General features: G+C 49.8%; 20 protein-coding genes and 2 pseudogenes. 8 read left to right on the forward strand and 14 right to left on the reverse strand.

Annotated features, from left to right (window positions below; all coding sequences use genetic code 11):
• The coding region (locus tag K5R89_RS24985) for a transposase (protein WP_133254143.1) at window positions 1-438 on the forward strand (438 nt) is incomplete at its 5' end.
• 76 nt (window positions 439-514) lie between these two features.
• Here the strand turns inward: K5R89_RS24985 and pcoS are convergent.
• The 6 genes from pcoS to pcoA are packed head-to-tail and all read right to left on the reverse strand — an operon-like array spanning window position 515 to window position 6,714.
• Entirely contained in the window at window positions 515-1,915 is a 1,401-nt protein-coding gene (gene pcoS / locus K5R89_RS24990) for a copper resistance membrane spanning protein PcoS (protein ID WP_002436614.1), read from the reverse strand.
• Complete coding sequence (gene pcoR / locus K5R89_RS24995; RefSeq protein WP_001188930.1) at window positions 1,912-2,592, reverse strand: copper response regulator transcription factor PcoR; 681 nt, start codon at window positions 2,590-2,592, stop codon at window positions 1,912-1,914. Before pcoR ends, pcoS begins: the two co-directional genes overlap by 4 nt.
• Window positions 2,593-2,646: 54 nt before the next feature.
• Window positions 2,647-3,525: a copper resistance inner membrane protein PcoD gene (gene pcoD / locus K5R89_RS25000; protein WP_080821469.1), complete on the reverse strand. Its 879-nt coding sequence runs from the start codon at window positions 3,523-3,525 to the stop codon at window positions 2,647-2,649.
• Between the two features lie 55 nt (window positions 3,526-3,580).
• Window positions 3,581-3,961 (reverse strand): copper resistance system metallochaperone PcoC, encoded by a 381-nt coding sequence (pcoC, locus tag K5R89_RS25005; RefSeq protein WP_000025662.1) that lies wholly within the window; start codon window positions 3,959-3,961, stop codon window positions 3,581-3,583.
• A gap of 39 nt (window positions 3,962-4,000) precedes the next feature.
• The gene (pcoB, locus tag K5R89_RS25010; protein WP_001378118.1) at window positions 4,001-4,891 is read right to left on the reverse strand and encodes a copper resistance outer membrane transporter PcoB; all 891 of its coding nucleotides are present in this window, start codon (window positions 4,889-4,891) and stop codon (window positions 4,001-4,003) included.
• Window positions 4,892-4,896: 5 nt separating this feature from the next.
• A complete protein-coding gene (gene pcoA / locus K5R89_RS25015; RefSeq protein ID WP_000925242.1) occupies window positions 4,897-6,714 on the reverse strand; it encodes a multicopper oxidase PcoA in 1,818 nt (605 codons plus the stop codon).
• Window positions 6,715-6,947: 233 nt separating this feature from the next.
• Here pcoA and K5R89_RS25020 point away from each other — a divergent pair, with 233 nt between their 5' ends.
• Both K5R89_RS25020 and K5R89_RS25025 read left to right on the forward strand, forming a co-directional pair.
• On the forward strand, window positions 6,948-7,397 hold the full coding sequence (locus K5R89_RS25020; RefSeq protein ID WP_001023257.1) for a copper resistance protein: 450 nt from the start codon (window positions 6,948-6,950) through the stop codon (window positions 7,395-7,397).
• A gap of 288 nt (window positions 7,398-7,685) precedes the next feature.
• Window positions 7,686-8,423: a peptidoglycan DD-metalloendopeptidase family protein gene (locus tag K5R89_RS25025; protein ID WP_117362305.1), complete on the forward strand. Its 738-nt coding sequence runs from the start codon at window positions 7,686-7,688 to the stop codon at window positions 8,421-8,423.
• Between the two features lie 33 nt (window positions 8,424-8,456).
• On the opposite strand, the gene K5R89_RS25030 is transcribed toward K5R89_RS25025, so the two are convergent.
• From K5R89_RS25030 to silC, 7 genes are all read right to left on the reverse strand, one after another.
• Window positions 8,457-8,654 carry a DUF2933 domain-containing protein gene (locus K5R89_RS25030; RefSeq protein ID WP_000843497.1) on the reverse strand — a complete coding sequence of 66 codons (198 nt, stop codon included), beginning with the start codon at window positions 8,652-8,654 and terminating at the stop codon, window positions 8,457-8,459.
• A 40-nt stretch (window positions 8,655-8,694) separates the two neighbouring features.
• Window positions 8,695-11,142, reverse strand: coding sequence for an Ag(+)-translocating P-type ATPase SilP (gene silP / locus K5R89_RS25035; RefSeq protein WP_004187133.1), 2,448 nt, complete (start codon window positions 11,140-11,142; stop codon window positions 8,695-8,697).
• A gap of 126 nt (window positions 11,143-11,268) precedes the next feature.
• Window positions 11,269-11,709, reverse strand: coding sequence for a DUF411 domain-containing protein (locus K5R89_RS25040; protein WP_000758228.1), 441 nt, complete (start codon window positions 11,707-11,709; stop codon window positions 11,269-11,271).
• An 86-nt stretch (window positions 11,710-11,795) separates the two neighbouring features.
• Window positions 11,796-14,942 (reverse strand): Cu(+)/Ag(+) efflux RND transporter permease subunit SilA, encoded by a 3,147-nt coding sequence (silA, locus tag K5R89_RS25045; protein ID WP_004098958.1) that lies wholly within the window; start codon window positions 14,940-14,942, stop codon window positions 11,796-11,798.
• A 10-nt stretch (window positions 14,943-14,952) separates the two neighbouring features.
• Window positions 14,953-16,245, reverse strand: coding sequence for a Cu(+)/Ag(+) efflux RND transporter periplasmic adaptor subunit SilB (silB, locus tag K5R89_RS25050; RefSeq protein ID WP_004098959.1), 1,293 nt, complete (start codon window positions 16,243-16,245; stop codon window positions 14,953-14,955).
• A gap of 113 nt (window positions 16,246-16,358) precedes the next feature.
• Window positions 16,359-16,712 carry a cation efflux system protein CusF gene (gene cusF / locus K5R89_RS25055; RefSeq protein ID WP_001246153.1) on the reverse strand — a complete coding sequence of 118 codons (354 nt, stop codon included), beginning with the start codon at window positions 16,710-16,712 and terminating at the stop codon, window positions 16,359-16,361.
• 28 nt (window positions 16,713-16,740) lie between these two features.
• A complete protein-coding gene (silC, locus tag K5R89_RS25060) occupies window positions 16,741-18,126 on the reverse strand; it encodes a Cu(+)/Ag(+) efflux RND transporter outer membrane channel SilC (protein WP_117362304.1) in 1,386 nt (461 codons plus the stop codon).
• Between the two features lie 189 nt (window positions 18,127-18,315).
• On the opposite strand from silC, the gene silR reads away from it, so the two are divergent.
• From silR to K5R89_RS25080, 4 genes are all read left to right on the forward strand, one after another.
• Window positions 18,316-18,996, forward strand: a complete 681-nt coding sequence (gene silR, locus K5R89_RS25065) for a copper/silver response regulator transcription factor SilR (RefSeq protein ID WP_000697969.1) — start codon at window positions 18,316-18,318, stop codon at window positions 18,994-18,996.
• Window positions 18,989-20,464, forward strand: coding sequence for a copper/silver sensor histidine kinase SilS (silS, locus tag K5R89_RS25070; protein ID WP_000555737.1), 1,476 nt, complete (start codon window positions 18,989-18,991; stop codon window positions 20,462-20,464). The genes silR and silS overlap by 8 nt, the downstream gene beginning before the upstream one ends.
• Window positions 20,465-20,714: 250 nt before the next feature.
• Window positions 20,715-21,146 carry a silver-binding protein SilE gene (gene silE, locus K5R89_RS25075; protein ID WP_000790483.1) on the forward strand — a complete coding sequence of 144 codons (432 nt, stop codon included), beginning with the start codon at window positions 20,715-20,717 and terminating at the stop codon, window positions 21,144-21,146.
• 143 nt (window positions 21,147-21,289) lie between these two features.
• A complete protein-coding gene (locus tag K5R89_RS25080) occupies window positions 21,290-21,640 on the forward strand; it encodes a DUF305 domain-containing protein (protein ID WP_023328274.1) in 351 nt (116 codons plus the stop codon).
• Between the two features lie 387 nt (window positions 21,641-22,027).
• Here K5R89_RS25080 and K5R89_RS25085 read toward each other — a convergent pair.
• Window positions 22,028-22,477 (reverse strand): annotated as a pseudogene (locus tag K5R89_RS25085) (HNH endonuclease); the annotation flags it as partial.
• A 65-nt stretch (window positions 22,478-22,542) separates the two neighbouring features.
• Between K5R89_RS25085 and K5R89_RS25090 the strand changes: the two are divergent.
• Window positions 22,543-23,075, forward strand: a pseudogene (locus K5R89_RS25090) (IS5-like element IS5B family transposase); the annotation flags it as partial.

Consider the following 23,075-nt stretch of genomic DNA (forward strand, 5'->3'; position numbering starts at 1 on the left):
GCAGACCTGTCGCTGAATAACGTCACGGACTCAGAAGCCTTCCCGGGCCTTATCCGGCAGACTCACAGAAAAATCAGGGCAGCCGCGGCAGACGGGGCTTACGACACCCGGCTCTGTCACGATGAACTGCGCCGCAAAAAAATCAGCGCGCTTATTCCTCCCCGAAAAGGAGCAGGTTACTGGCCCGGTGAGTACGCAGACCGCAACCGTGCCGTTGCTAATCAGCGGCTGAGCGGAAGCAATGCACGGTGGAAATGGACAACGGAATATAACCGTCGCTCGATAGCGGAAACGGCAATGTACAGAATGAAGCAGTTGTTGGGAGATTCACTGACGCTGCGTGACTACGATGGTCAGGTAGCGGAAGCTATGGCCATGGTGCGTGCGTTGAACAGGATGACAAAGGCTGGGATGCCAGAAAGCGTGCGTATTGCCTGAAAATCCAGCCAGCTACAGGGTCGTTCGCACGAAATCTTATTTATTCAACAAAGCCGGTTTCTCCTGAATAACGGTATTAATCCATTAACAGACGCACACTGAACACAATTTCCCGCCCCTGCTGTTCTGCTGACAGCTCGCCGCCGTGAGCATGAATGATCGACCTTGTAATTGATAATCCCAGCCCCGCGCCTTCCGTGTTGTAGAACCTTGATGAGTCTGCGCGATAGAACCGGTCAAACAAACGTTCCAGATTAGCGGGAACCTGGCCGGACATCGTATTCGTAATCATCACGTTCACACAGTCACTGTCACGCTCAAGGTGTATCGCTGTACAGGTGTTATCGGGAGAATACTTGATTGCATTGGAAAGCAGGTTACTGAAAGCACGTCGGAGCATATCGCTGTCTCCGGCAACAACGCCCTCTCCTTCAACCGTGATTGTCTTTCCTGTTTCGTCTGCCAGGGGCTCGAACAACTCACGTAATTCATTCAGTTCGGCTGCCAGATCCACATCATGTTTATCCAGCCGCAGCAGACCATGCTCTGAACGTGCCAGAAAAAGCATGTCACTGGTCATTCGTGACAACCTTTTCAGTTCTTCCAGGTTAGCGAATAAAATTTCGCGGTAATGCGAAACATCCCTTTCCTTAGCCAGTGCAAACTGCGTCTGCATCATCAGATTACTGACTGGTGTGCGCAGCTCATGCGCGATGTCAGACGAGAAATCTGACAGTTTCCGGAATGCCCCCTCCAGGCGATCAAACATATTATTGAACTCCTGCATGGTCTCAGAGATTTCCGGCGGAGCCAGATCGGGATTTAGACGCTGATCCAGGCTGTGTACGGTCATGGAGGAAGCAAGACTGGTCATTTCCCGTAGCGGTTTCAGACCAATACGTGTGGTCAGCCAGCCCAGAAAAACAGAAATAAAGACCAGACCGATATTGAACCAGAACAGCCAGGTACTGAGTTTGTCCATAAACAGGGTGTGATACCCAGTATCCGTGGCAACCGTAATGATGACATGTTTGCTTTTACCCTGTTCCGGCGTCACGGCAACCCGCCGCGAGATACTGCGGTACACGGTGTTATTTTCTTCCGTCTGGATCATATAGTCGAGAATATCACCCGACTTATTAAGCAGGACCGCTGGAACAACAGAATTTTTGGCATAGAGTTCAACAATTTTTTCATTTTCCATGTTTTTTATAGAAATGAATAAGCCATTGTGCCCCACCATCGCATCGTTTATTTTTTCTGATAATGACTTAATATCCGTTTTGTTCCTGAACGTCTCTGTTTTAAGAAACTCTTCGGTGAGCTGAAGTTTACCTGTCAGAAAATCGCGGTCCTGATTATCGAAATAGCCATTCAGGGTGCTAATCAGGATAAAACTTGATAACCACCATACCGTAAGCATCACCGCAGAAAAAATCAGGCTCAGGCGTGTGGTCAGGGAAATTTTGAACCTCACTCTTCTCTGATCTCCAGGACATATCCGGCACCGCGAACGGTATGGATCAGTTTTGGCTCAAAGTCATCATCAATTTTACTTCTCAGACGTCTCACGGCGACATCAATCACATTCGTATCACTGTCAAAATTCATGTTCCAGACCAGGGACGAGATAAGACTCCTGGGTAACACTTCTCCGGTGCGTTGCAGCAGCAACTCAAGCAGAACGTATTCTTTACCGGTGAGATGGATCTTCTTCCCCGAACGAATCACGGTCCGGCGCACCATATCAACGGTCATATCGGCGATGGTGCAGACTGTTGCGGCCTGCGAGCGTGCCCGGCGCAGTAGGGTTCTTACACGTGCAACCAGCTCCGTAAAATCAAAGGGCTTAATCAGGTAGTCATCTGCGCCAAGCTCCAGTCCTTTCACTTTGTCCCGCACGTTGTCCTTTGCGGTTAAAAACAGGACCGGTTCTTCGTGCCCGGACTCCCTCAGTGCGCTGATGATTTGCCACCCGTCGAGGAAAGGCAGCATCACGTCCAGTATTATCAAATCATACTGTCCCTTCGACGCGGCCCCGAGACCATCGCGGCCATTATTAAAGAGATCGGCCTGATAGCCTTCCTCAACCAGTCCCTGCTGCAGGTAACGACCTGTTTTTTGTTCGTCTTCAACGATTAAAATACGCTGCATGGTCAACTCGCTGATATGAAAGTAAAAATCTCACGCATGAGCTTTGGCTGTCCCCTAGCTGATCTGAGACGGAGCAAGCATTCCAAGCCACGCTACGGCGCCCAGAATGATAATCGCAACAACGAATTCTGTCAGGATGCTGTTTCGCATCAGGGCAACGCTGCGATCATAATTCCCTTCCCTGACCATAACTTCAAGCCGGGGACCCAGGTGAAACCGGTTTGCTGCAGCCAGAAGAAGCATCAGAACAAACAGAGCCGTCTTGGCAAGCAATATCCTCCCCCAGGAACTGTTGAATAAGGGAGTTAAGTTACCCTCAGCAATATACAGATAGTTGACCAGCGCACTCAGGATCAGGGCTACAACAATCACCGTTCCTGCCGTGGCAAATTTTGCCAGGGAGTCAGATATCACAATGACGCTCTGTGCATTATGCTCGTTTCTGCGCATCAGCAGGATAGCAAATGCAACCAGAGCACCTGTCCAGGCACCTGCAGCGCCGAGATGGGTCAGATCGCTCAGTAAATGGAGATAGTAATGCAGACCGTCATGCATAACGGCGTGTCCTCCCCAGGCAAGTGTAGCCAGCGCCACGCCCCCACTCATCGTCATCAGCAGGCAGGACAATACTCTCTTATTAGTGTAAAGGAACAAAGCACCGAGTGTGGTAAACAGGGCACAGAGCCTGACAATCCAGCTAATACCCACATCAGTTTCTTCTATCACCATCTCGATAACATGGATGGATAATTCTCTGAGGTCAGTTACTCCACTCATGGCATTAGATACCAGGAGCATATTAATGCCAGTAAGAATGATGCCTGTAACAACAGCAAAGGTTATAAACGACCTGAAATTAGTCAGGTTATAGGTTTCATGTCTGACACCGCTTATTCCATATATCTGAAAAAATGGCAATCCAAATATTACCATCAAATCCAGATAAAGAAGAAAACGAATAACAATCATAATCAGGTCGTTCATAATATTACTTCACTGTAAAGGTGTAATTACCGGTGATAGGGTGCGTATCTGAAGAAACCGCGCGCCAGTCAACACGATAAGTGCCAGCGGGTAAAGGCTCTCGCGGAATAATGACCATCGATTTAGGGTCAGCGCCTGGCGCCACTTTTGCCGCGACCGGCATCGGAGAATGTGATGACATGCCTTTCATACCCGTCATCGTTAATTTTGCACCTGAGAATTTCACGGTCAGATTTTCCGAGAAATTAAGCTGAATCTTTTCCGGGGCCGCTACGGCTGAATCAGCCTGTGGCACAGAGCTTTTTAATTCCGGATGGGCCATAGCAGAGAAAGCAACGCCCATAACGAGGCCACCTGTAAGAATGGCTTTATTTAAAATCGACATTTTATTTACCTGTTTAGTTGAGTGTTTTATATCAGTGCGTTAAAACCAGATTCTGGCTCCCGCCAGGAATACTACCTGATGGTCTTTCTCACCTTCTCTTTTCGCCATATCGGATGTTTTCCCGTAAAGTTGATTCCAGGAAACGCCTATATAGGGTGCAAACTCACGGCGTATTTCATAGCGCAGCCGGAGCCCCAGCTCTGTGTCAGTCAGTCCCCTGCCGCGACCCCGCGATTCATCATCCTGACTGTAGAAATTCACCTCATAGGATGGCTGGAGTATGAGCCGGTTAGTCAGTAAAACGTCGTATTCTCCTCCCAGACGAAGGGCTGCTTTTCCGCCATTACTGACAAAACCCGTAATTTCAGACTCAAAATTATAGAGTGCCAGCCCCTGAAAACCGACAGCAGCCCAGGTCCGGGCAGAAGCAGGTCTGAAATCCTGCCTGACACCCGCAACCAAATCCCACCATGGGCCAACCGCATGTCCCCAGAGTAACTGCGCTTCAGCCGCCTCCGTTTCCCCATTGCTTCGTTCACCTTCACTCTTTAGCCAAATCCGATCTGTGTCGCCTCCAATCCAGCTGTTAACACTCCAGCTGAAATTGTTGGTGTTATCCGACCGTTGCCATTCCAGTTGATCCAGCAGAACCAGATAATTAATCGCACTGTCGTGAATCGCATGCCCCTGTAAATTGCCGAATGCAGCCTTCCGGTCGGCATCGGTAACAGGCGGAATTGGCGTTCTGCTCTCAGTTACAATGGGCTCCATTGACGTCATCTCAGTGAAATTCTCATCTGCTGGCATCTGCATGGCAGACATGTCGTGCCCGGCGTGGGGATCTGCAGAGACGGAGCCCGCCGCAATAGAAAGCTGTGAGGTAAACAAACCGGCGACCAGAACAGGTATGGCCTTCAAATTTCTCTTCATTCGCATCATTCCTCCACCCGGACTTCACGAAACATTCCCATTTCCATGTGATAGAGCAAATGGCAGTGATACGCCCAGCGGCCAAGCGCATCTGCTGTCACTCTGTAACTGCGTTTTGTACCAGGGGGAACATCTATTGTGTGTTTACGAACCATGAAATTACCGTTTTCATCTTCCAGATCGCTCCACATACCATGCAGGTGAATGGGGTGAGTCATCATGGTATCGTTGATCAGCGTGATCCTGAGCCGCTCACCGTATTTCAGCAGCACCGGTGCGGCATCTGAAAACTTGATTCCGTTAAATGACCAGGCAAACTTTTCCATGTGGCCGGTTAAATGCAGTTCTATGGTACGGCCAGGTTCACGTCCGTCAGGATCCTCAAAGCGGCTTTTCAAATCCGCGTACGTGAGAACCTTTCTTCCGTTATTTCGAAGACCAATACCCGGATCATTTAATTTCGGAGAGACGCTCATCGCCTGCATATCAACCAGTGGGTTATCCGTTTCTGACGCAGGATGACTTTGCATACCCGGCATTCCGGCCATCCGGGAATGATCCATACCGGCCATGCTGCTGTGATCCATGGGCGCGGAGGATGTCCCGCTATCCGGAAGGTCAGCACCGTCCATAGACATCATCTCTCCGCTGTTATCCATGCCTCCCATCTGGCTGTGGTCCATTCCTGCCATATCATGTCCCATTCCCCCCATACCCATATCTTCCATGGTCAACAGAGGACGTGGATCGAGGGGGGGAACGGCAGCACTTAACCCTTCTCTCGTGGCCAGTGTCCCTCGAGCGTAACCGGTCCTGTCCATGGATTGTGCGAAGATGGTATAGGCCTCACCCTGAGGCTCCACAATGACATCATAGGTTTCGGCAACGGCAATCCTGAATTCGTCAACGGTAACCGGGTTTACATACTGGCCATCTGCAGCCACGACCGTCATTTTCAGCCCGGGGATACGGATATCGAAATAGGTCATTGCCGAGCCGTTGATAAACCGTAAGCGTATCTTTTCACCGGGACGGAACAGTCCGGTCCAGTTTTTCAGCGGGGCCTGCCCGTTCATGAGATAGGTGTAGGTGTAGCCACTGACATCCGCGAGGTCAGTCGGATTCATTTTCATTTCAGCCCACATTTTCCGATCGGCAATGGTGGCTGACAGCCCCCTGGTATTCACGTCGCGGAAAAAAGAGCCAACGGTTGGTTTATTGAAATTGTAGTAATCCGACTGTTTTTTTAATTTTTTCAGCAGGCTGTGAGGATTTTCATCGGTCCAGTCAGACAACATGACCACATGCTCACGATCGTAAGCAAACGGTTCTGGCTCCCTGGCATCGATGATAATGGCACCGTATACCCCCTCCTGTTCCTGCAGACCGGAATGGCTGTGGTACCAGTAAGTCCCGTTCTGCTTAACCTTAAAGGTGTAAACGTAGGTATCATCAGGCTCTATGCCCATAAAACTCAGCCCCGGAACACCATCCATATTGGCCGGAAGAATAATGCCGTGCCAGTGAATGGACGTCTGTTCATTAAGACGGTTTTTGACCTTCAGGGTAATGGTGTCACCTTCTTTCCAGCGAAGAACGGGCCCCGGCAGGCCTCCATTGATTGTTTTGGCCTGACGCTCACTGCCCGTGATATTGACGGCCGTTTCACCAATGGTCAGGTCAAACTGAGTACCCTGCAGGGATGCGGCAACTGGCAGGCTCAGACTGGAACGCGCATTGAAACTCCATACGCCAAGACTTCCGGCTACGCCAGAGAGGGTTAACCCCTTCAGGAAAGTTCGTCGAGACGTTTTCAACAGCATGCGCATTCCCTTATTTAAAGTATGGTTACTGACAGAATTCGAGAACCGATTTAAATTAAATTACTGGTTCATCCACTTACAATGAAATGAATCTAGCACACCTTAAGAAACAAATTCATTACAATCGTGTAATGTACGTGGCTGTATTACATTTACGTCATCTTCCCCACAGGTTGATTTTTTTATATATGATCATAAGGACATCTTTTATGTACCTCAGAAGGTAATTACACATGAATATATTAATCACGACCACTGCGTTTACAGCTTTATTTTGTGGGGCAGCTTTTGCTCAGTCCAGTGATATTGCCCATGAAGCACATCGATTTGTTAATAATGCCTCAGCCGTCAGTCATGTGAACTCCTCGACGCATGAAAACTTACCGGACAGGGTTAATAAAAACAACACGCCCTCATTCTCTGAAATGAATGAACATGAAAGGGCCATTGTTGCTCATTCATTTATGAACAACAGCGCGTCCTATGCGCATCAGAAAATGATTGAGGAACATAAAAAAATGCTGTCCGGCAGTGATGCAAATTCAAAGACCTCGTCTTCTTCTTTTAACGAACTGAATGCCGGAGAAAAAGCCGCTCTCGTGCATGAGCAGGTCAATAATGCCGGTGCGGAAGCACATCAGACGCAGGCAAGAAAGCTTCGCGGGCTGTATTCGACCAGGTAACTGCAGGCGGGTTAGTGCTTAGCGTCAGGTGCGCAGCAGGGCTTTACTGACGGGTTACGTAGCAGGACATGAGCCCCATATTGCTCTGCCGTAACCTGTTTCAGTCCCGTTAATCATCACCGTCGGGCTGGTCATACAGTTCCCAGAGCTTCAGGAGCAAACGGGAAACAAGATATGTTACAAAAATGACGACCATCAACGGTGCTCCCGATTAACTGACAGATGACACGCCTCCTGAAAACCCCTAGCATACGCCGCAGTGTTCATGCTAACGGCGAATTCCAGTAAATGTATTCTACCGATGTCGTAAAAGAAAATGCCTACCTTTCAGCCACCCGCTCGGGGCTGGAATCGAACGAGATCGCTACTCTTCAGCGCTCCTTGCCTTCCCGGTTTAATCTGCGGCATTTGAAAAAAAATGAATCATTAAAACTCGTACTGCAAAAGAAAGCGGGAAAATCACGTGTCGTGGCCTATAAATTTACGTCCGGTTCATTTAATTACACGGCGTATCGTATATCAGATAAAAAGTTCTATAACCTTTCCGATACTTCCGGGAAAGGCAGTCTCGATTATCCGTTACCGGCCACAGCAAGACTCAGTTCGCCTTTCAATCCTGCAAGACTTAACCCGGTATCGGGAAAAGTGAGTCCCCATAATGGCATTGATTATTCCATGCCCATGAACACGAAAATAGTCAGCGTCATCGACGGAAAAATCACCCGGGCCGAATACAACAGCACCATGGGATATTTTATTGAAGTAACAGGAAAAGCCGGTGTTAAAACTCGCTATCTCCACCTCAATAAAATACTCGTTACTAAAGGGGCCAGGGTTACCCGGGGAGGCGCTATTGCGTTATCCGGTAACAGCGGACGTTCATCCGGTCCTCATCTGCATTACGAGCTGGTCATCAATAACAATCCTGTTAACTCACTGGCGTTCCGGGCAGCGGCACCCGCTGATAACAAACTTGAACAGCATGCCTTTGCGCATGCCAGAGACTACGAACGATACCTGGACTGATAACGGGGCCGCGACGCGGCCCCGTCTGCCGGATTAATTTTTTTTATCGTTTTCACTTCCTTGATGTTGATGATCTCCATGCCCTCCGTGGCCGTGGAAAAGATGCATGAGCGGGCAGACCAGCAATAACAGATATGGCCAGTAACCTGCCACATGTGACCAGTGTTCGCGCAGGAGGGCAAATGCCGCGATCGCGGCGACAGCAATAAGCGCATAGGTGGTACTTTTCATACTGGACTCCTTCTGTTCGTAACAGCCCCTTCACTCAGTGTTATTTCCCGAGCCTGACACTTTTCAGACGCAACGCATTCACAATGACGCTGACGGAGGAAAGAGCCATGGCCGCCGCCGCAATAACTGGCGACAGCAGTATTCCATACACAGGATAAAGCAGGCCTGCAGCCACAGGCACGCCAAGTGCGTTGTAGATAAATGCAAAAAACAGATTCTGTCGGATATTTTTCATGGTGATTTCTGACAGATGACGGGCCCTGTTCAGTATCATCAAGTCGCCTTTGAGAAGGGTGACTCCGGCACTTTCAATTGCCACATCTGTACCCGTTCCCATGGCTATTCCCACGTCAGCCGCTGCCAGCGCCGGGGCATCATTCACACCGTCTCCGGCCATCGCAACCACATGGCCAGACGCTTTCAGTCGGGTTATCACTGCTTTTTTGCCATCCGGCAGAATCCCGGCTTCAACCTCATCTATTCCCAGTTTCCGTGCGACTGCTTCAGCAGTAAGCTGGTTATCCCCGGTGAGCATAACAATGCGGATCCCCGCCTGACGCAAAGCTTTAAGCGCATCCGGCGTGGTTGCTTTCACGGGATCCGAGATAGCTATCAGGCCTGCAAGGTTCCCGTCTGTGGCCACATAGATAACGGTAGCGCCTTCCATCCGCAACGTATCCGCAACGGCCTTTTGATTATCAATAACGATACTGTTTTCCTGCATAGCCAGTTCATTACCAATAACAACCCGTTGACCTTCGACATCGCCTGAGACACCTTTCCCCGACGGGGCATTGAAATTACTGACGGCAGGTATCACGATCCCCTTTTCATGCGCGGCTCTGACAACAGCCATACCCAACGGATGCTGCGAACCTTTTTCCACTGCAGCTGTTACACGTAAAAGAGATATTTCCCCACCCGGACTGAGACTGATAATCCCTGTCACCGTAGGCGAACCTTCCGTGAGCGTGCCTGTTTTGTCGACAACCAGCGTGTCCACTTTTTCAAGACGCTCAAGGGCTTCGGCATTCTTGATTAACACCCCGGCCTGGGCGCCTTTGCCCACCCCCACCATTATCGACATCGGCGTGGCCAGTCCCAGCGCGCAGGGACAGGCAATAATCAGGACCGACACAGCCGCAATGAGACCGTGCGCCATCCTGGGCTCGGGCCCCCAGACAGACCAGATCAAGAAAGCAACAACCGCGATAAGTATCACCAGAGGAACAAACCAGCCTGAAACGCTGTCTGCCATTCTCTGGATGGGGGCACGCGAACGCTGTGCATCAGCGACCATCTGAACAATTCGTGAGAGCATCGTTTCATCACCGACTTTCTCTGCACGGATGATAAGACTACCTGTCTGATTAATCGTCCCCCCAATGACAGGGTCACCCTTCGTTTTGGTAACCGGCATAGACTCCCCGGTCACCATCGATTCATCAACGGTTGTTTTGCCTTCGATCACGATACCGTCGACCGGAATACTCTCTCCAGGTCTGATGCGGAGCTTATCGCCAGGCAGGACATCTTCCGCATTAATATCCGTTTCATGACCGTCATGATCCAGCCGTCTGGCGGTTTTGGGGGCAAGGTTCAGAAGCGCAGTAATGGCGCCTGAGGTTTGTTCCCGTGCCCGCAGCTCAAGAACCTGTCCCAGCAGAACAAGCACCGTAATAACTGCTGCGGCTTCAAAATAAACGGCCACCAGGCCATCCATGTTTCTGAACGATGCAGGAAACCAGGAGGGGAAGACGGTTGCAATGACGCTGTAAACCCAGGCTACGCCGGTCCCCATTGCAACAAGGGTAAACATATTCAGGGAGCGGTTACGTAACGACATTCCGGCCCGGGCGAAGAATGGCCAGCCACACCACAACACGACAGGGGAGGCCAGAAGCAACTGCAGCCATGTGTTGTACTGTGGCGGTACTGTATTCCTCAAGTCGGGAAACAGATGAGATCCCATTTCGAGTACCAGAACCGGAAACGCCAGCAACAACCCCAGCCAGAAGCGTCTTGTCATGTCGTGAAGTTCATCACTCGGCCCCGTGGATGCCGTAGCTACGAGCGGCTCCAGTGCCATTCCACAGACAGGACAGCTTCCGGGACCACTGCGGCGTATCTCCGGGTGCATCGGGCATGTCCACACACCTTCAGAATTCTCTTTTTCCGCCTGGTTGTGAGGCTGTTTTATCTGATCAGGGCTGACTTCGTGATGATCGTGGTGATGGTGATGGGAATGTTCACTGGCATCTTCGGTAAGATAACGATCGGGATGGGCTTTAAATTTACTCTCACAGCTGGCGGAGCAGAAATAAAGTTGGTGGTCCTGGTATCGAATGCTGCTGTGCGCCCTGTCGGGCAGGATGGCCATCCCGCACACGGGATCTCTCACCTTATGCAATACGTGGCCCTCGTCCGGAGATAATGTCTGCTCAGAAGCAGTCTGGTTGTTGTGTTGCACTGCATTGTCATTTTTCACAGTAACTCTCCTTATGCATACCGAAGCATCTTCTGTCTTCAGGGTATGTCATGGATGCGATTACCACGAATATCGCCGGCACAGGAGTGCCTGCTACCGGCGTCCCGTTATCAGCCGTTCCGCTGACTATTCGATTCGCTGGAAGACTTTTTTACTTCCATCCGGTGAGAATGCGATAACATCGTAAGCCTCTTTTCGGGCTCCCATCTCCATTCCAGGACTTCCTGCTGGCATACCGGGGGTGGCGAGACCGTATATACCCGAACCAGACTGCATTGCCTTATGTATCGTTGTCGCAGGCACATGGCCTTCAATGATCAAATTACCGGCAACCGCGGTATGACAACTTCGTAGTCCTGCAGGAATAGCATGCTTTTCTTTCAGGGCTGACAGCGCCTGATCATTCATGACGTGAGTTCGTACTTCAAACCCGTCTTTTTCCATCGCTTTGCCCCACAGGGAACAACAGCCACAGTTTTCAGATTTGTACATATCAATGACTTTTTCACTCGCCATCGCGGGTAGTGAAAGGCCGAGAGCCAGCGCCATTAGAACCACTTTTTTCATACTCACCTCTGTATATTATCGATATAAACCCTGACGTCAGGGTGAATCAGTAAAGAAGGACACCCACAGGGGGGGCCCTTTCAGGTTCAGGACACGCTTTTTTTATGTCTGCGCAGCCAGATTAATTTGTAGGCGGCAGGAATAATGAACAGGGACAGCAGCGGAGCCGTGATCATCCCACCAATCATGGGGGCCGCGATACGGCTCATGACTTCTGAACCTGCACCGGTTCCCCAGAGTATTGGCAGCAGACCCGCAATGATCACCGCCACGGTCATGGCTTTCGGCCGGACACGCAGTACGGCACCATGATAGAGGGCTTCATCAAGGCCTTCCGGTGTGAACGTCTCTTTACGGGACAATTCCGGGTGCGCTTCAATGGCATGACGCAGATACATCAGCATGACCACGCCAAACTCTGCTGCCACCCCGGCCAGGGCGATAAACCCGGTTCCGGTCGCCACTGACATATGGAAGCCCTGCCAGTACAGGAACCATATCCCGCCAACCAGGGCAAACGGCAGGCTCATCAGAATAAGTAAGGCCTCATCAGCCCGGCGGAATGCCAGATATAACAGGATGAAGATGATCATCACCGTCATCGGTACCATCAGTTTTAATTTCTTATTGGCGTGCTCGAGTAATTCAAACTGTCCTGAGAATGCCACACTGGTCCCCGGTCTCAGTTTCACTTTCTCACTGATGGCCGTCTTAATATCGTTCACCACCGACACCATGTCCCTGCCGCGGGCATCAACATAAATCCAGCTGGCTGGCCGGGCATTTTCGGTTTTCAGCATGGTTGGTCCGGAAACGACCTTAATATCGGCAACATCGCCCAGCGTAATTTGCTGCTTCATTGGGGTCAGGATTGGCATCTCTCTCAACGCCTGCGGACTGTTACGGTAATCCTGCGGATAGCGAATGTTAATAGGGTACCGGGCCACGCCTTCAACCGTCTCACCCACCATAGCCCCACCGATTGCTGAAGAGACGAACAGCTGGACGTCGCCCACAGTCATCCCGTACCGGGAAGCTTTCTCCCGGTTGATATCGATATCGATGTAGCGCCCGCCCTCAAGTCGCTCAGCCAGGACAGACACCACGCCAGGCACGGTTTTGGCTACCGCCTCGATACTCTGCGCCGTCGCGTCGATATCGGACAGAACAGTCCCGGACACTTTGATACCTATCGGGCTTTTGATCCCGGTTGAGAGCATATCAATACGGTTACGGATAGGCGGCACCCAGAGGTTTGCCAGACCCGGTAAACGGACTGTCCTGTCGAGTTCATCAATAATCTTGTCAATTGTCATGCCGGGACGCCACTGATCCTCAGGTTTGAGCTGGATCGTGGTTTCCACCATTTCGAGCGGCGCGGAATCCGTTGCGGTCTCTGCTTTACCGGTCTTGCCAAATACAGAAGCCACTTCAGGAACGCTTTTGATTAACTTGTCTGTTGTCTGCAGGAGCGCTGCAGCTTCTGCCGGAGAGACGCCAGGCAAGGTCGACGGCATATACAGCAGATCGCCCTCGTTAATCTTCGGCAGAAATTCACCGCCCACCTGACTCAGTGGCCAGATAACCGTGAAAATGGACAAGGCCGCAACCAGCAGGGTTGTTTTTGGCCAGTGGAGGACCCGCAGCAGCAAAGGATGATACGCTTTGATCAGCACCCGGTTCAGGGGGTTACTTGTCTCGGCAGGAATTTTCCCCCGGATCCAGAATCCCATCAGAATAGGAATGACGATGATGGCCAGTGCGGCCGCTCCCGCCATGGAGTACGTTTTCGTGAATGCCAGCGGGCCAAACAGACGACCTTCCTGCCCTTCCAGGGTAAAGATAGGAATAAAGGACAGGGTGATGATCAGCAGGCTAATGAACAACGCGGGTCCCACTTCCACGGAGGCGTCGGTAATCACCTTCCAGCGGGTGGCGTTGTCAATCTGCTCACCCGGATGCTGATGATCCCACTCCTCAAGCCGTTTGTGCGCATTTTCAATCATCACAATGGCGGCATCCACCATCGCACCGACGGCAATCGCTATCCCTCCCAGCGACATGATATTGGCGTTCAGTCCCTGGAAGTGCATGACGATAAAGGCGATACACAGGCCAAGTGGCAGAGAAATAATCGCCACCAGGGCAGAACGGACATGCCAGAGGAACAGTGCGCAAACGACAGCAACAACGATAAACTCTTCAAGAAGCTTGTAACTGAGGTTATCAATCGCCCGGTCGATTAACTGGCTGCGATCGTAGGTGGTCACGATTTCAACGCCTTCCGGCAGGCTGGCCTTCAGCGTCTCCAGTTTATCCCTCACTGCCGTGATAACGTCGCGCGCATTTTTACCCGACCGCAGGATCACCACGCCGCCAGCGACTTCTCCCTGGCCGTTCAGCTCGGCAATACCACGCCTCATTTCGGGCCCGGTCTGCACGCGGGCAACATCCCGCAGATAAACCGGCACGCCGTTCTCACCTGTTTTCAGGACGATGTTATTAAAATCATCAATGCTCTGAAGATAACCGCTGGCACGGACCATATACTCCGCTTCGGCCATTTCAACGGATGAGCCACCTGCCTCCTGGTTAGACGATTCAAGTGCCTGTTTCACTTCGGGCAGGCTGATACCGTACTGGGACAGTTTTACCGGATTGACCTGAATCTGGTACTGTTTCACCACGCCGCCAACCGAAGCGACCTCAGCCACGTTCGGGATGGTTTTCAGCTCAAATTTCAGGAACCAGTCCTGCAGAGAGCGCAGTTCTGAAAGGTCGTGTTTTCCGTTGCGATCGACAAGGGCATATTCAAAAATCCAGCCCACACCCGTGGCATCAGGACCGATTTCAGAACTCACACCGGCAGGCAGTTTTCCCTGAACCTGATTCAGATATTCCAGCACGCGGGAACGGGCCCAGTACAGATCGGTGCCGTCTTCAAAAATGACATACACATACGAATCCCCGAACTGTGAAAAACCACGCACGGTTTTTGCGCCAGGTACGGACAGCATGGTGGTGGTAAGTGGATAGGTGACCTGGTTTTCTACAATCTGCGGGGCCTGGCCGGGATAGCTGGTTTTGATAATGACCTGCACATCTGACAGGTCAGGCAAGGCATCGACCGGCGTGTTAATAATCGTCCATGTACCCCAGATGCTGAGAAACAGTGCGCCCATCATGACCAGGAAACGGTTGGCGACAGAGCGCCGGATAATCCATTCAATCATCGTCGTCTCCTCAGTGCCCTGAATGCATATTTACAGGCTGGTCAGACATTGCTGGCATACTGCTTTCTGTTTTTTCAGGGTGGCGCATACGTTCCAGCGCGCCCGTAATATTGGCTTCGGAGTCAATGAGGAACAGGCCACTGACCACCACGGTATCGCCTTCATTCAGGCCGGAACCGATGCCGGACTGTTGCTGTGATTCATGCAGAACGTGGATCTGTTTCGGCACAAACTTGCCTTCATCATCAACAGTAATCACGCGCTGTTCTTTGCCGGTATCGATAACGGCCTGGCTTGGTATCAGCAGCATCTCCTGGCTCTTGGTATTCAGTTTCAGATAGGCATTCATGCCCGGCTTGAGAAACTCATCCTTATTAGAAACCTGGAGACGGACCTGAAGCGTACGGGTTGTCTGATCCACGCTGGGAAGAATGTTCCATTTTTCGACATGGAATGTTTTATCCGGATAAGCCGGTACCGAAATTTCAAACTGCGACGTATCTTTCAGCAGATATGCGATAGATTCTGGCACTGCAGCGCTGATCCAGACCGGGTCCATCCCCTGAATCTGAGCCACTACTTTATCTTTCGAAATATTCATGCCGGTGCGCAGGTCAAACGCAGTAATGACACCATCAATAGGTGCTTTAATGGTAAAACGGGTCTGGATTGTGCGGGTTGAACGCAGCCTTTGAATATCCTCTTCCGGCATACCAGCCAGACGAAGTCGCTCCAGAACCCCTTTTATCTGGGTTGACGTACCGCCTGTACCGGATAACAGCAGGAACTCACTTTGTGCCTCAACCCATTCAGGAATGGTGATATCGATAAGCGGAGTGCCTTTCTTCACATGATCGCCAATCGTCAGGGGATACACTTTTTCGACGAAACCGTCAGAGCGCGCCTGCACAATGACAAACTGATACTCGTTGTAACTGACATTAGCCGGGATTGTCTGAGAATAATTCAGCATTCCTCGCGTGACTTTTTGCGTTTTTAATCCCAGATTCTGAACCTGCGTTGGATCGATACGGATCCCGCCACTGCTTTTATCGCCGCTTTCATCAGCATATTTTGGCACCAGGTCCATATCCATAAAGGGAGATTTTCCGGGTTTATCAAATTTGGTATCCGGTTTCATCGGGTCATACCAGAAAAGTACCTTTCGCTCCGGTGCCTTTTGTTCGGTTTGTACTGTTTTTTGTGATGAGTTTACATACTGCCAGGCAGTAACCGATATCAGCCCCCCTGCTATGAGGCTGCTGATAATTATTGCAGCATATTTTATCTTTAAAGAAGCCATACAATTTCTCGCTGAAAAATCAAAACACCTGGCATATGCGCCCGATCATTCATTCACAGTAATCCCTTAATGAATGTTCAGGCGCACTGGATGTATTCGCTCCGGACTGATAATCAGGATTGCGTAACGTTAATGCTTTTGAGTAAGGAGATATTGCCCTGCTGAATAAACGAGAAATCGACATGGTTGCCGGTTTTCAGGGCATTGATAGCGTCGTCTGCATTAACAAAAGTGAAGCGCATGGTCATTGCAGGCCAGCCCACAGCAGGGATTGCTTCGTGCGAAATGGTAATCTTTTTACTATTCATATCAATGTCTTTAACGACACCGGTGCCCTTGATAACCTGCTGTACCGAAGCATCACTGGCAGCATTCATATCGCCATGCTGATGTGTTTCAGCATGAAGACCGGCAGAAAACATGACAGAGAAGGCACCAAATAAAACGGCTTTAAGTGAATTACGCATTTTTAATTTCCTGATTAATTAAATAAATTTACTCTACCCAACCGCCACCCAGCGCGGTAAACAGATTAATTTCGTTAACCTGTCGGGAATAGGTAAGATCGAGAATGGTTTGCTGCGTAGCGAAGAGGGAACGTTCTGCATCCAGCACTTCGATGTAACTGACAGCACCACTTGCATATAATCCTCTGGCACGCTGGAGAGTTATCTGAAGTGAATCAAGATAACGTTGCTGTGACTCAAGTTGCTGGCTAAGGCTGTCGCGCAGCGCAAGCGTGTCGGAAACATCCTTAAAGGCTGACTGAATTTTTTGTTCGTAATTAACCACCGATTGTTGCTGGCGAATTTCAGCCAGCTTCAGATTGGCTTTATTCCTGCCAGCATTAAAAATAGGAATTTCAATTTTAGGGATAAAATTCCACATTCCACTTCCTGACGTAAACAGGCTTGACAGCTCCGTACTGCTTGCGGAAAGACCACTGGTCAGGGTAATGGAGGGGAAAAAGGCCGCTCGCGCTGCGCCAATATTGGCATCAGCCGCTTTCAGCTGATATTCCGCTTCCATAATATCCGGTCGCTGCAGCAAAATTTGTGAAGATAGATTTGGTGGCAATTTTACTGGTGCGATCTCCCCGCCTTTCATCCCTTTTTCTGACGGAAGTGCGCGGTACGTTCCCAGCACCAGTTGCAGGGCATTGTTTGCCTGAGCCAGATCGCCTTCTCGTTTGGCTATTTCGGCGCGGGTACTTTCGATTTGTCCTCTCGCCTGTTCAAGTGCCAGAACGTTCGTACTCCCGGTCACGAGCTGTTGCTCAACGAAAGCATAGGACTGTTCATAATTTTTCAGCGTTTCCCGCGCAATACGGAGTTGTTCGTACGCCAGTTGCTGGCTGAAATAGCTCTGTGAAACGTTGGAGACCAGCAGGATGTGTACGGCCCGACGGGCTTCTTCGCTGGCAAAGTAGTTCTGGCGGTCAGCATCACTCATGTTCTTAAGTTTGCCGAAAAAATCGAGCTCATAGCTGAGCTCCAGTCTCGCGTCGTACTCCTGTGTGGTCGGCTTGTCACCTTTCAGACCACCGCTGTATGTTATCCCGGATGAGGCATTCAGCTGGGGATAACGATCTGCATCCGTGACGTTGAACTGGGCTCGGGCCTCTTCAACCTTCAGGGCAGCCATTCTCAAATCACGGTTATTAGTCAGAGCTTCACCGATCAACCGGGTAACATGGGGATCGACAAAAAAGTTACGCCAGCCCGTATCCTGATAGCCATTTACCGCTGGCGTCAGGCTGTTATGGGACAGTGAAAACTGCTGGGGTACCGGTGCTGCGGGCCGCTGATATTCAGGCGCAAGCGACACGCAGCCTGCCAGGATGAATATCGTGCTAATGCTGAGTAATTTTAATTTGAACATAACGCTTCTCGTCCAGGCAGACCTGGTAAATGGTTCAAATGAAGTCCAGAGTATTGATAGGGGTACTTTACCTAACGCTCTCTGTTTGCCGGGTGACAGGATAATGACAATGTTGTCATTTTTGCTGTAATCCGTTGATAACGATCGTGGGCGCAATAGAATGACATTAGCAGCCAGCCGGGGAGCAAGATGAAAATATTGATCGTCGAAGACGAAATTAAAACAGGTGAATATCTCAGCAAAGGGCTTACAGAGGCAGGGTTCGTAGTGGATCACGCTGATAATGGTCTTACCGGATATCATCTCGCCATGACAGCCGAGTATGATTTAGTCATTCTGGATATCATGCTACCTGATGTGAACGGCTGGGATATCATCCGCATGCTGCGCACTGCCGGAAAGGGTATGCCGGTCTTACTGCTGACAGCCCTCGGCACGATCGAACATAGGGTCAAAGGACTGGAACTGGGTGCGGACGATTATCTGGTTAAACCCTTTGCGTTTGCCGAACTGCTCGCCCGGGTGAGAACCCTTCTGAGGCGGGGAAACACGATGATCACGGAAAGCCAGTTTAAGGTGGCTGACCTCTCGATTGATCTCGTATCCAGAAAAGTCAGTCGCGCCGGAAACCGCATTGTGCTCACCAGTAAAGAGTTCAGCCTGCTGGAATTCTTCATTCGCCATCAGGGAGAGGTTCTTCCCCGCTCCCTGATTGCCTCTCAGGTCTGGGACATGAATTTTGACAGCGACACTAATGCGATCGATGTCGCAGTAAAGCGACTCCGCGCTAAAATAGACAACGATTACGGGACAAAGCTGATCCAGACAGTCCGGGGCGTGGGCTACATGCTGGAGGTCCCGGATGCATAGCAAACCTTCCAGACGCCCTTTCTCACTCGCTCTGCGGCTGACCTTTTTTATCAGCCTGTCCACGATACTGGCTTTTATCGCCTTCACCTGGTTTATGCTGCATTCTGTTGAAAATCATTTTGCCGAGCAGGATGTCAGCGATCTTCAACAAATCAGCACCACACTGAACCGTATACTGCAGTCCCCGGTGGATCCGGATGATAAAAAAATAAGCAAAATAAAGGAATCAATTGCCAGCTACCGCAACGTTGCCCTTTTGCTCCTCAATCCCAGGGGTGAAGTGCTCTTTAGCTCAGCTCAGGGGGCGGCACTACGCCCGGCAGTGAATTCAGCAGATTTTAGCGAGCACAGCCGCGCACGGGATGTCTTTCTCTGGACGGTGGAGGATCCTGCGGGACCGATGGATACCGGGTCCGAAATGAAGATGGAAACATACAGGATTATCGCCTCCTCTGGTCAGGCGATATTTCAGGGCAAACAGCAGAACTATGTCATGCTGACTGGCCTATCCATTAATTTCCATCTCCATTACCTCGATGCGCTGAAAAAGAACCTGATTGCGATTGCCGTCGTGATAAGCCTGTTGATTGTTCTGATCATTCGAATCGCTGTCCGTCAGGGGCACCTGCCCCTTCGTAATGTCAGCAATGCCATTAAAAACATCACCTCCGAGAATCTTGATGCGCGACTGGAACCGACACGCGTTCCCATTGAGCTGGAGCAACTGGTTATCTCGTTCAATCATATGATTGGAAAGATTGAGGATGTCTTTACCCGCCAGGCCAATTTCTCTGCCGATATCGCGCATGAGATCAGAACGCCCATCACCAATCTGGTGACGCAGACTGAAATCGCACTGAGTCAGGATCGAACACAGAGGGAACTTGAGGATGTCCTCTATTCCAGTCTTGAAGAGTATAACCGGATGACCAAAATGGTCAGCGATATGCTGTTCCTGGCACAGGCAGATAATAATCAGCTGATACCTGACAGGGTCATGTTTGACCTCAGAGCGGAAGTCATGAAAGTCTTCGAGTTTTTCGAAGCCTGGGCCGAAGAACGCAATATCACGCTCAAATTTAACGGGATGCCCTGCCTGGTTGAGGGAGATCCACAAATGTTCAGAAGGGCGATCAATAATCTGTTATCCAATGCCCTGCGTTATACCCCGGAGGGACAGGCAATCACCGTCTCAATAAGAGAGCAGGAGAGCTTTTTTGACCTTGTGATTGAAAATCCGGGGAAACCGATCCCTGAAGAACATTTATCAAGGCTGTTTGACCGTTTTTATCGGGTGGATCCATCCAGACAACGAAAAGGAGAAGGCAGCGGCATCGGCCTTGCGATTGTGAAGTCAATCGTAGAAGCACATCACGGAAGAGTGCAGGTGGAATCAGACGTACGCTCCACGCGTTTTATCTTATCCGTGCCCAGACTGGAGAAAATGATCCCGGAAACCCAATGCTGAAAATAAAGATGTAAATGACAAAGATGTCATTAGACTGTCATGCAGCAAACAGAAGCCATTCGATATAATTAGTGCAACTTATCAGGAAGGCTGGATTGCTTCATCAATACCCGGCGTCAGAGTACGCCAGGAAATGAATATCCAGCCCTCTTCCGGAGAAATAAACGCTGCCGAACTTGTTTCAGTTATGGAACTGAAAACACCGGTTGTACTTCCCCGGACATCACTAATTCAGAAATGGAGAGTTATCATGAAAAATATCGTATTAGCATCTTTGCTGGGCTTTGGTTTAATTTCATCGGCCTGGGCCACTGAAACCGTGAATATCCATGATCGCGTCAACAATGCACAGGCTCCTGCTCACCAGATGCAGTCTGCTGCGGCTCCTGTCGGGATCCAGGGGACTGCTCCTCGCATGACCGGTATGGACCAGCATGAACAGGCCATTATTGCTCATGAGACCATGACGAACGGCTCGGCGGATGCGCACCAGAAAATGGTGGAAAGTCATCAGAAGATGATGGGAAATAACACGGTATCCACGACCGTCCCGTCAACGTCTTACGCGGCGATGAATGAGCATGAAAGAGCAGCGGTTGCCCATGAATTCATGAATAACGGGCAATCCGGCCCACATCAGGCCATGGCCGAAGCGCACCGCCGCATGATCAATGCAGGCTGAATGCGACGGTAGTATCCGTGCTGTTACCTTTTCCCTGATAGATTTTCCTGAAACAACGTTGCTACATTTTTGCCCCCCGTCAGGGGGCTTTTTTGTCTGACTCAGCTACACTTAACCGGTACCTGTCTGAAAGGAATTATTATATGAAAATCAAAAACACCCTTTTTGTAATATTAATGTTATCCCTGCCAGTTATTTCTGCTGAACATTCGGAAATGAAAATGTCAGATATGCACTCATCGGCATCATCACAGGAATATATGGCTGGCATGAAAAATATGCATGAAAAAATGATGGCCGCCGTTAATGAATCCAATCCCGATAAGGCCTTTGCAAAAGGTATGATCGCACACCATGAAGGGGCAATCGCAATGGCTGAGACCGAGCTCAAATACGGAAAAGATCCCGAAATGAGAAAGCTTGCGCAGGACATCATTAAAGCTCAAAAAGGTGAAATTGAGCAGATGAATAAATGGCTTGACAGTCATAAATAATGAACACTGGAGTGTTGTCTTGCGCACCCTCTTAGGGTACCCCCGGACACAAAAATATATAGCACTTAACTAATTAAAAACCCGAATAATTTCGGGTTATTAATGTAACTTTCTTTTCTGAACGGAAATAATAGTCATACAATTTAATTTTCTTGTAATTACTCCTACTTTTAATCAGGTACTGGACGATGGATAACGACTCCCGCCTGAGAGGGAAAATCCGTCTGGTTACCTGGCGCTATACTTAACCGATTGATCGACATGCCATGCTGGTAAAATATTAAAATCCTCCCCCATAAATCTGAATCACATGACAGGATTGATAGTCAGGCAGTATTTCACATTCATTGCTAAAAAAATAAAAATAAGCATGCATCTTCTCGAAGATTAATTACCTTCCATCTTGTAAAAAAGAATCAAATCCTCTAATAATATCTCGATTCCCGCTTTTTTTAATACATCTTTCCGCTCGGCATATATTTTCCTCAACATATCTTCAAACCCCTTGCCAAGATGAATTTGTTTATGGCAGTTGCAACATAGTGATATGATATTCTCTTCCACATCCAGTGAATTCTCAAAATAGTCTTGCTTTGACATCGGGACAATGTGATGAGGTTCTGTGTAATTTAGAGGAGAGTTTCGCCTTCTGAACGTTGGATGGTCGCAATTAATTTCACATTTATAATCAGCTTTGTTAAGCGCATTTTTTGAAACAGATTTACTTCTTGGGTATGAGAGTCCATTTTTGACTTCTATTGCAGCTTTCTTAGGTTTCGCTTTTTCGCTATACTCAAATGTCTGAGTAACGTCAAAGTGATTACTTTCTTCTAGGGAAGGTGCGAACAAGTCCCTGATATGAGATCATGTTTGTCATCTGGAGCCATGGAACAGGGTTCATCATGAGTCATCAACTCACCTTCGCCGACAGTGAATTCAGCAGTAAGCGCCGTCAGACCAGAAAAGAGATTTTCTTGTCCCGCATGGAGCAGATTCTGCCATGGCAAAACATGGTGGAAGTCATCGAGCCGTTTTACCCCAAGGCTGGTAATGGCCGGCGACCTTATCCGCTGGAAACCATGCTACGCATTCACTGCATGCAGCATTGGTACAACCTGAGCGATGGCGCGATGGAAGATGCTCTGTACGAAATCGCCTCCATGCGTCTGTTTGCCCGGTTATCCCTGGATAGCGCCTTGCCTGACCGCACCACCATCATGAATTTCCGCCACCTGCTGGAGCAGCATCAACTGGCCCGCCAATTGTTCAAGACCATCAATCGCTGGCTGGCCGAAGCAGGCGTCATGATGACTCAAGGCACCTTGGTCGATGCCACCATCATTGAGGCACCCAGCTCGACCAAGAACAAAGAGCAGCAACGCGATCCGGAGATGCATCAGACCAAGAAAGGCAATCAGTGGCACTTTGGCATGAA

This window comes from Klebsiella sp. TF21-TM, assembly GCF_019753495.1.
Classification (GTDB): domain Bacteria; phylum Pseudomonadota; class Gammaproteobacteria; order Enterobacterales; family Enterobacteriaceae; genus Klebsiella; species Klebsiella quasipneumoniae.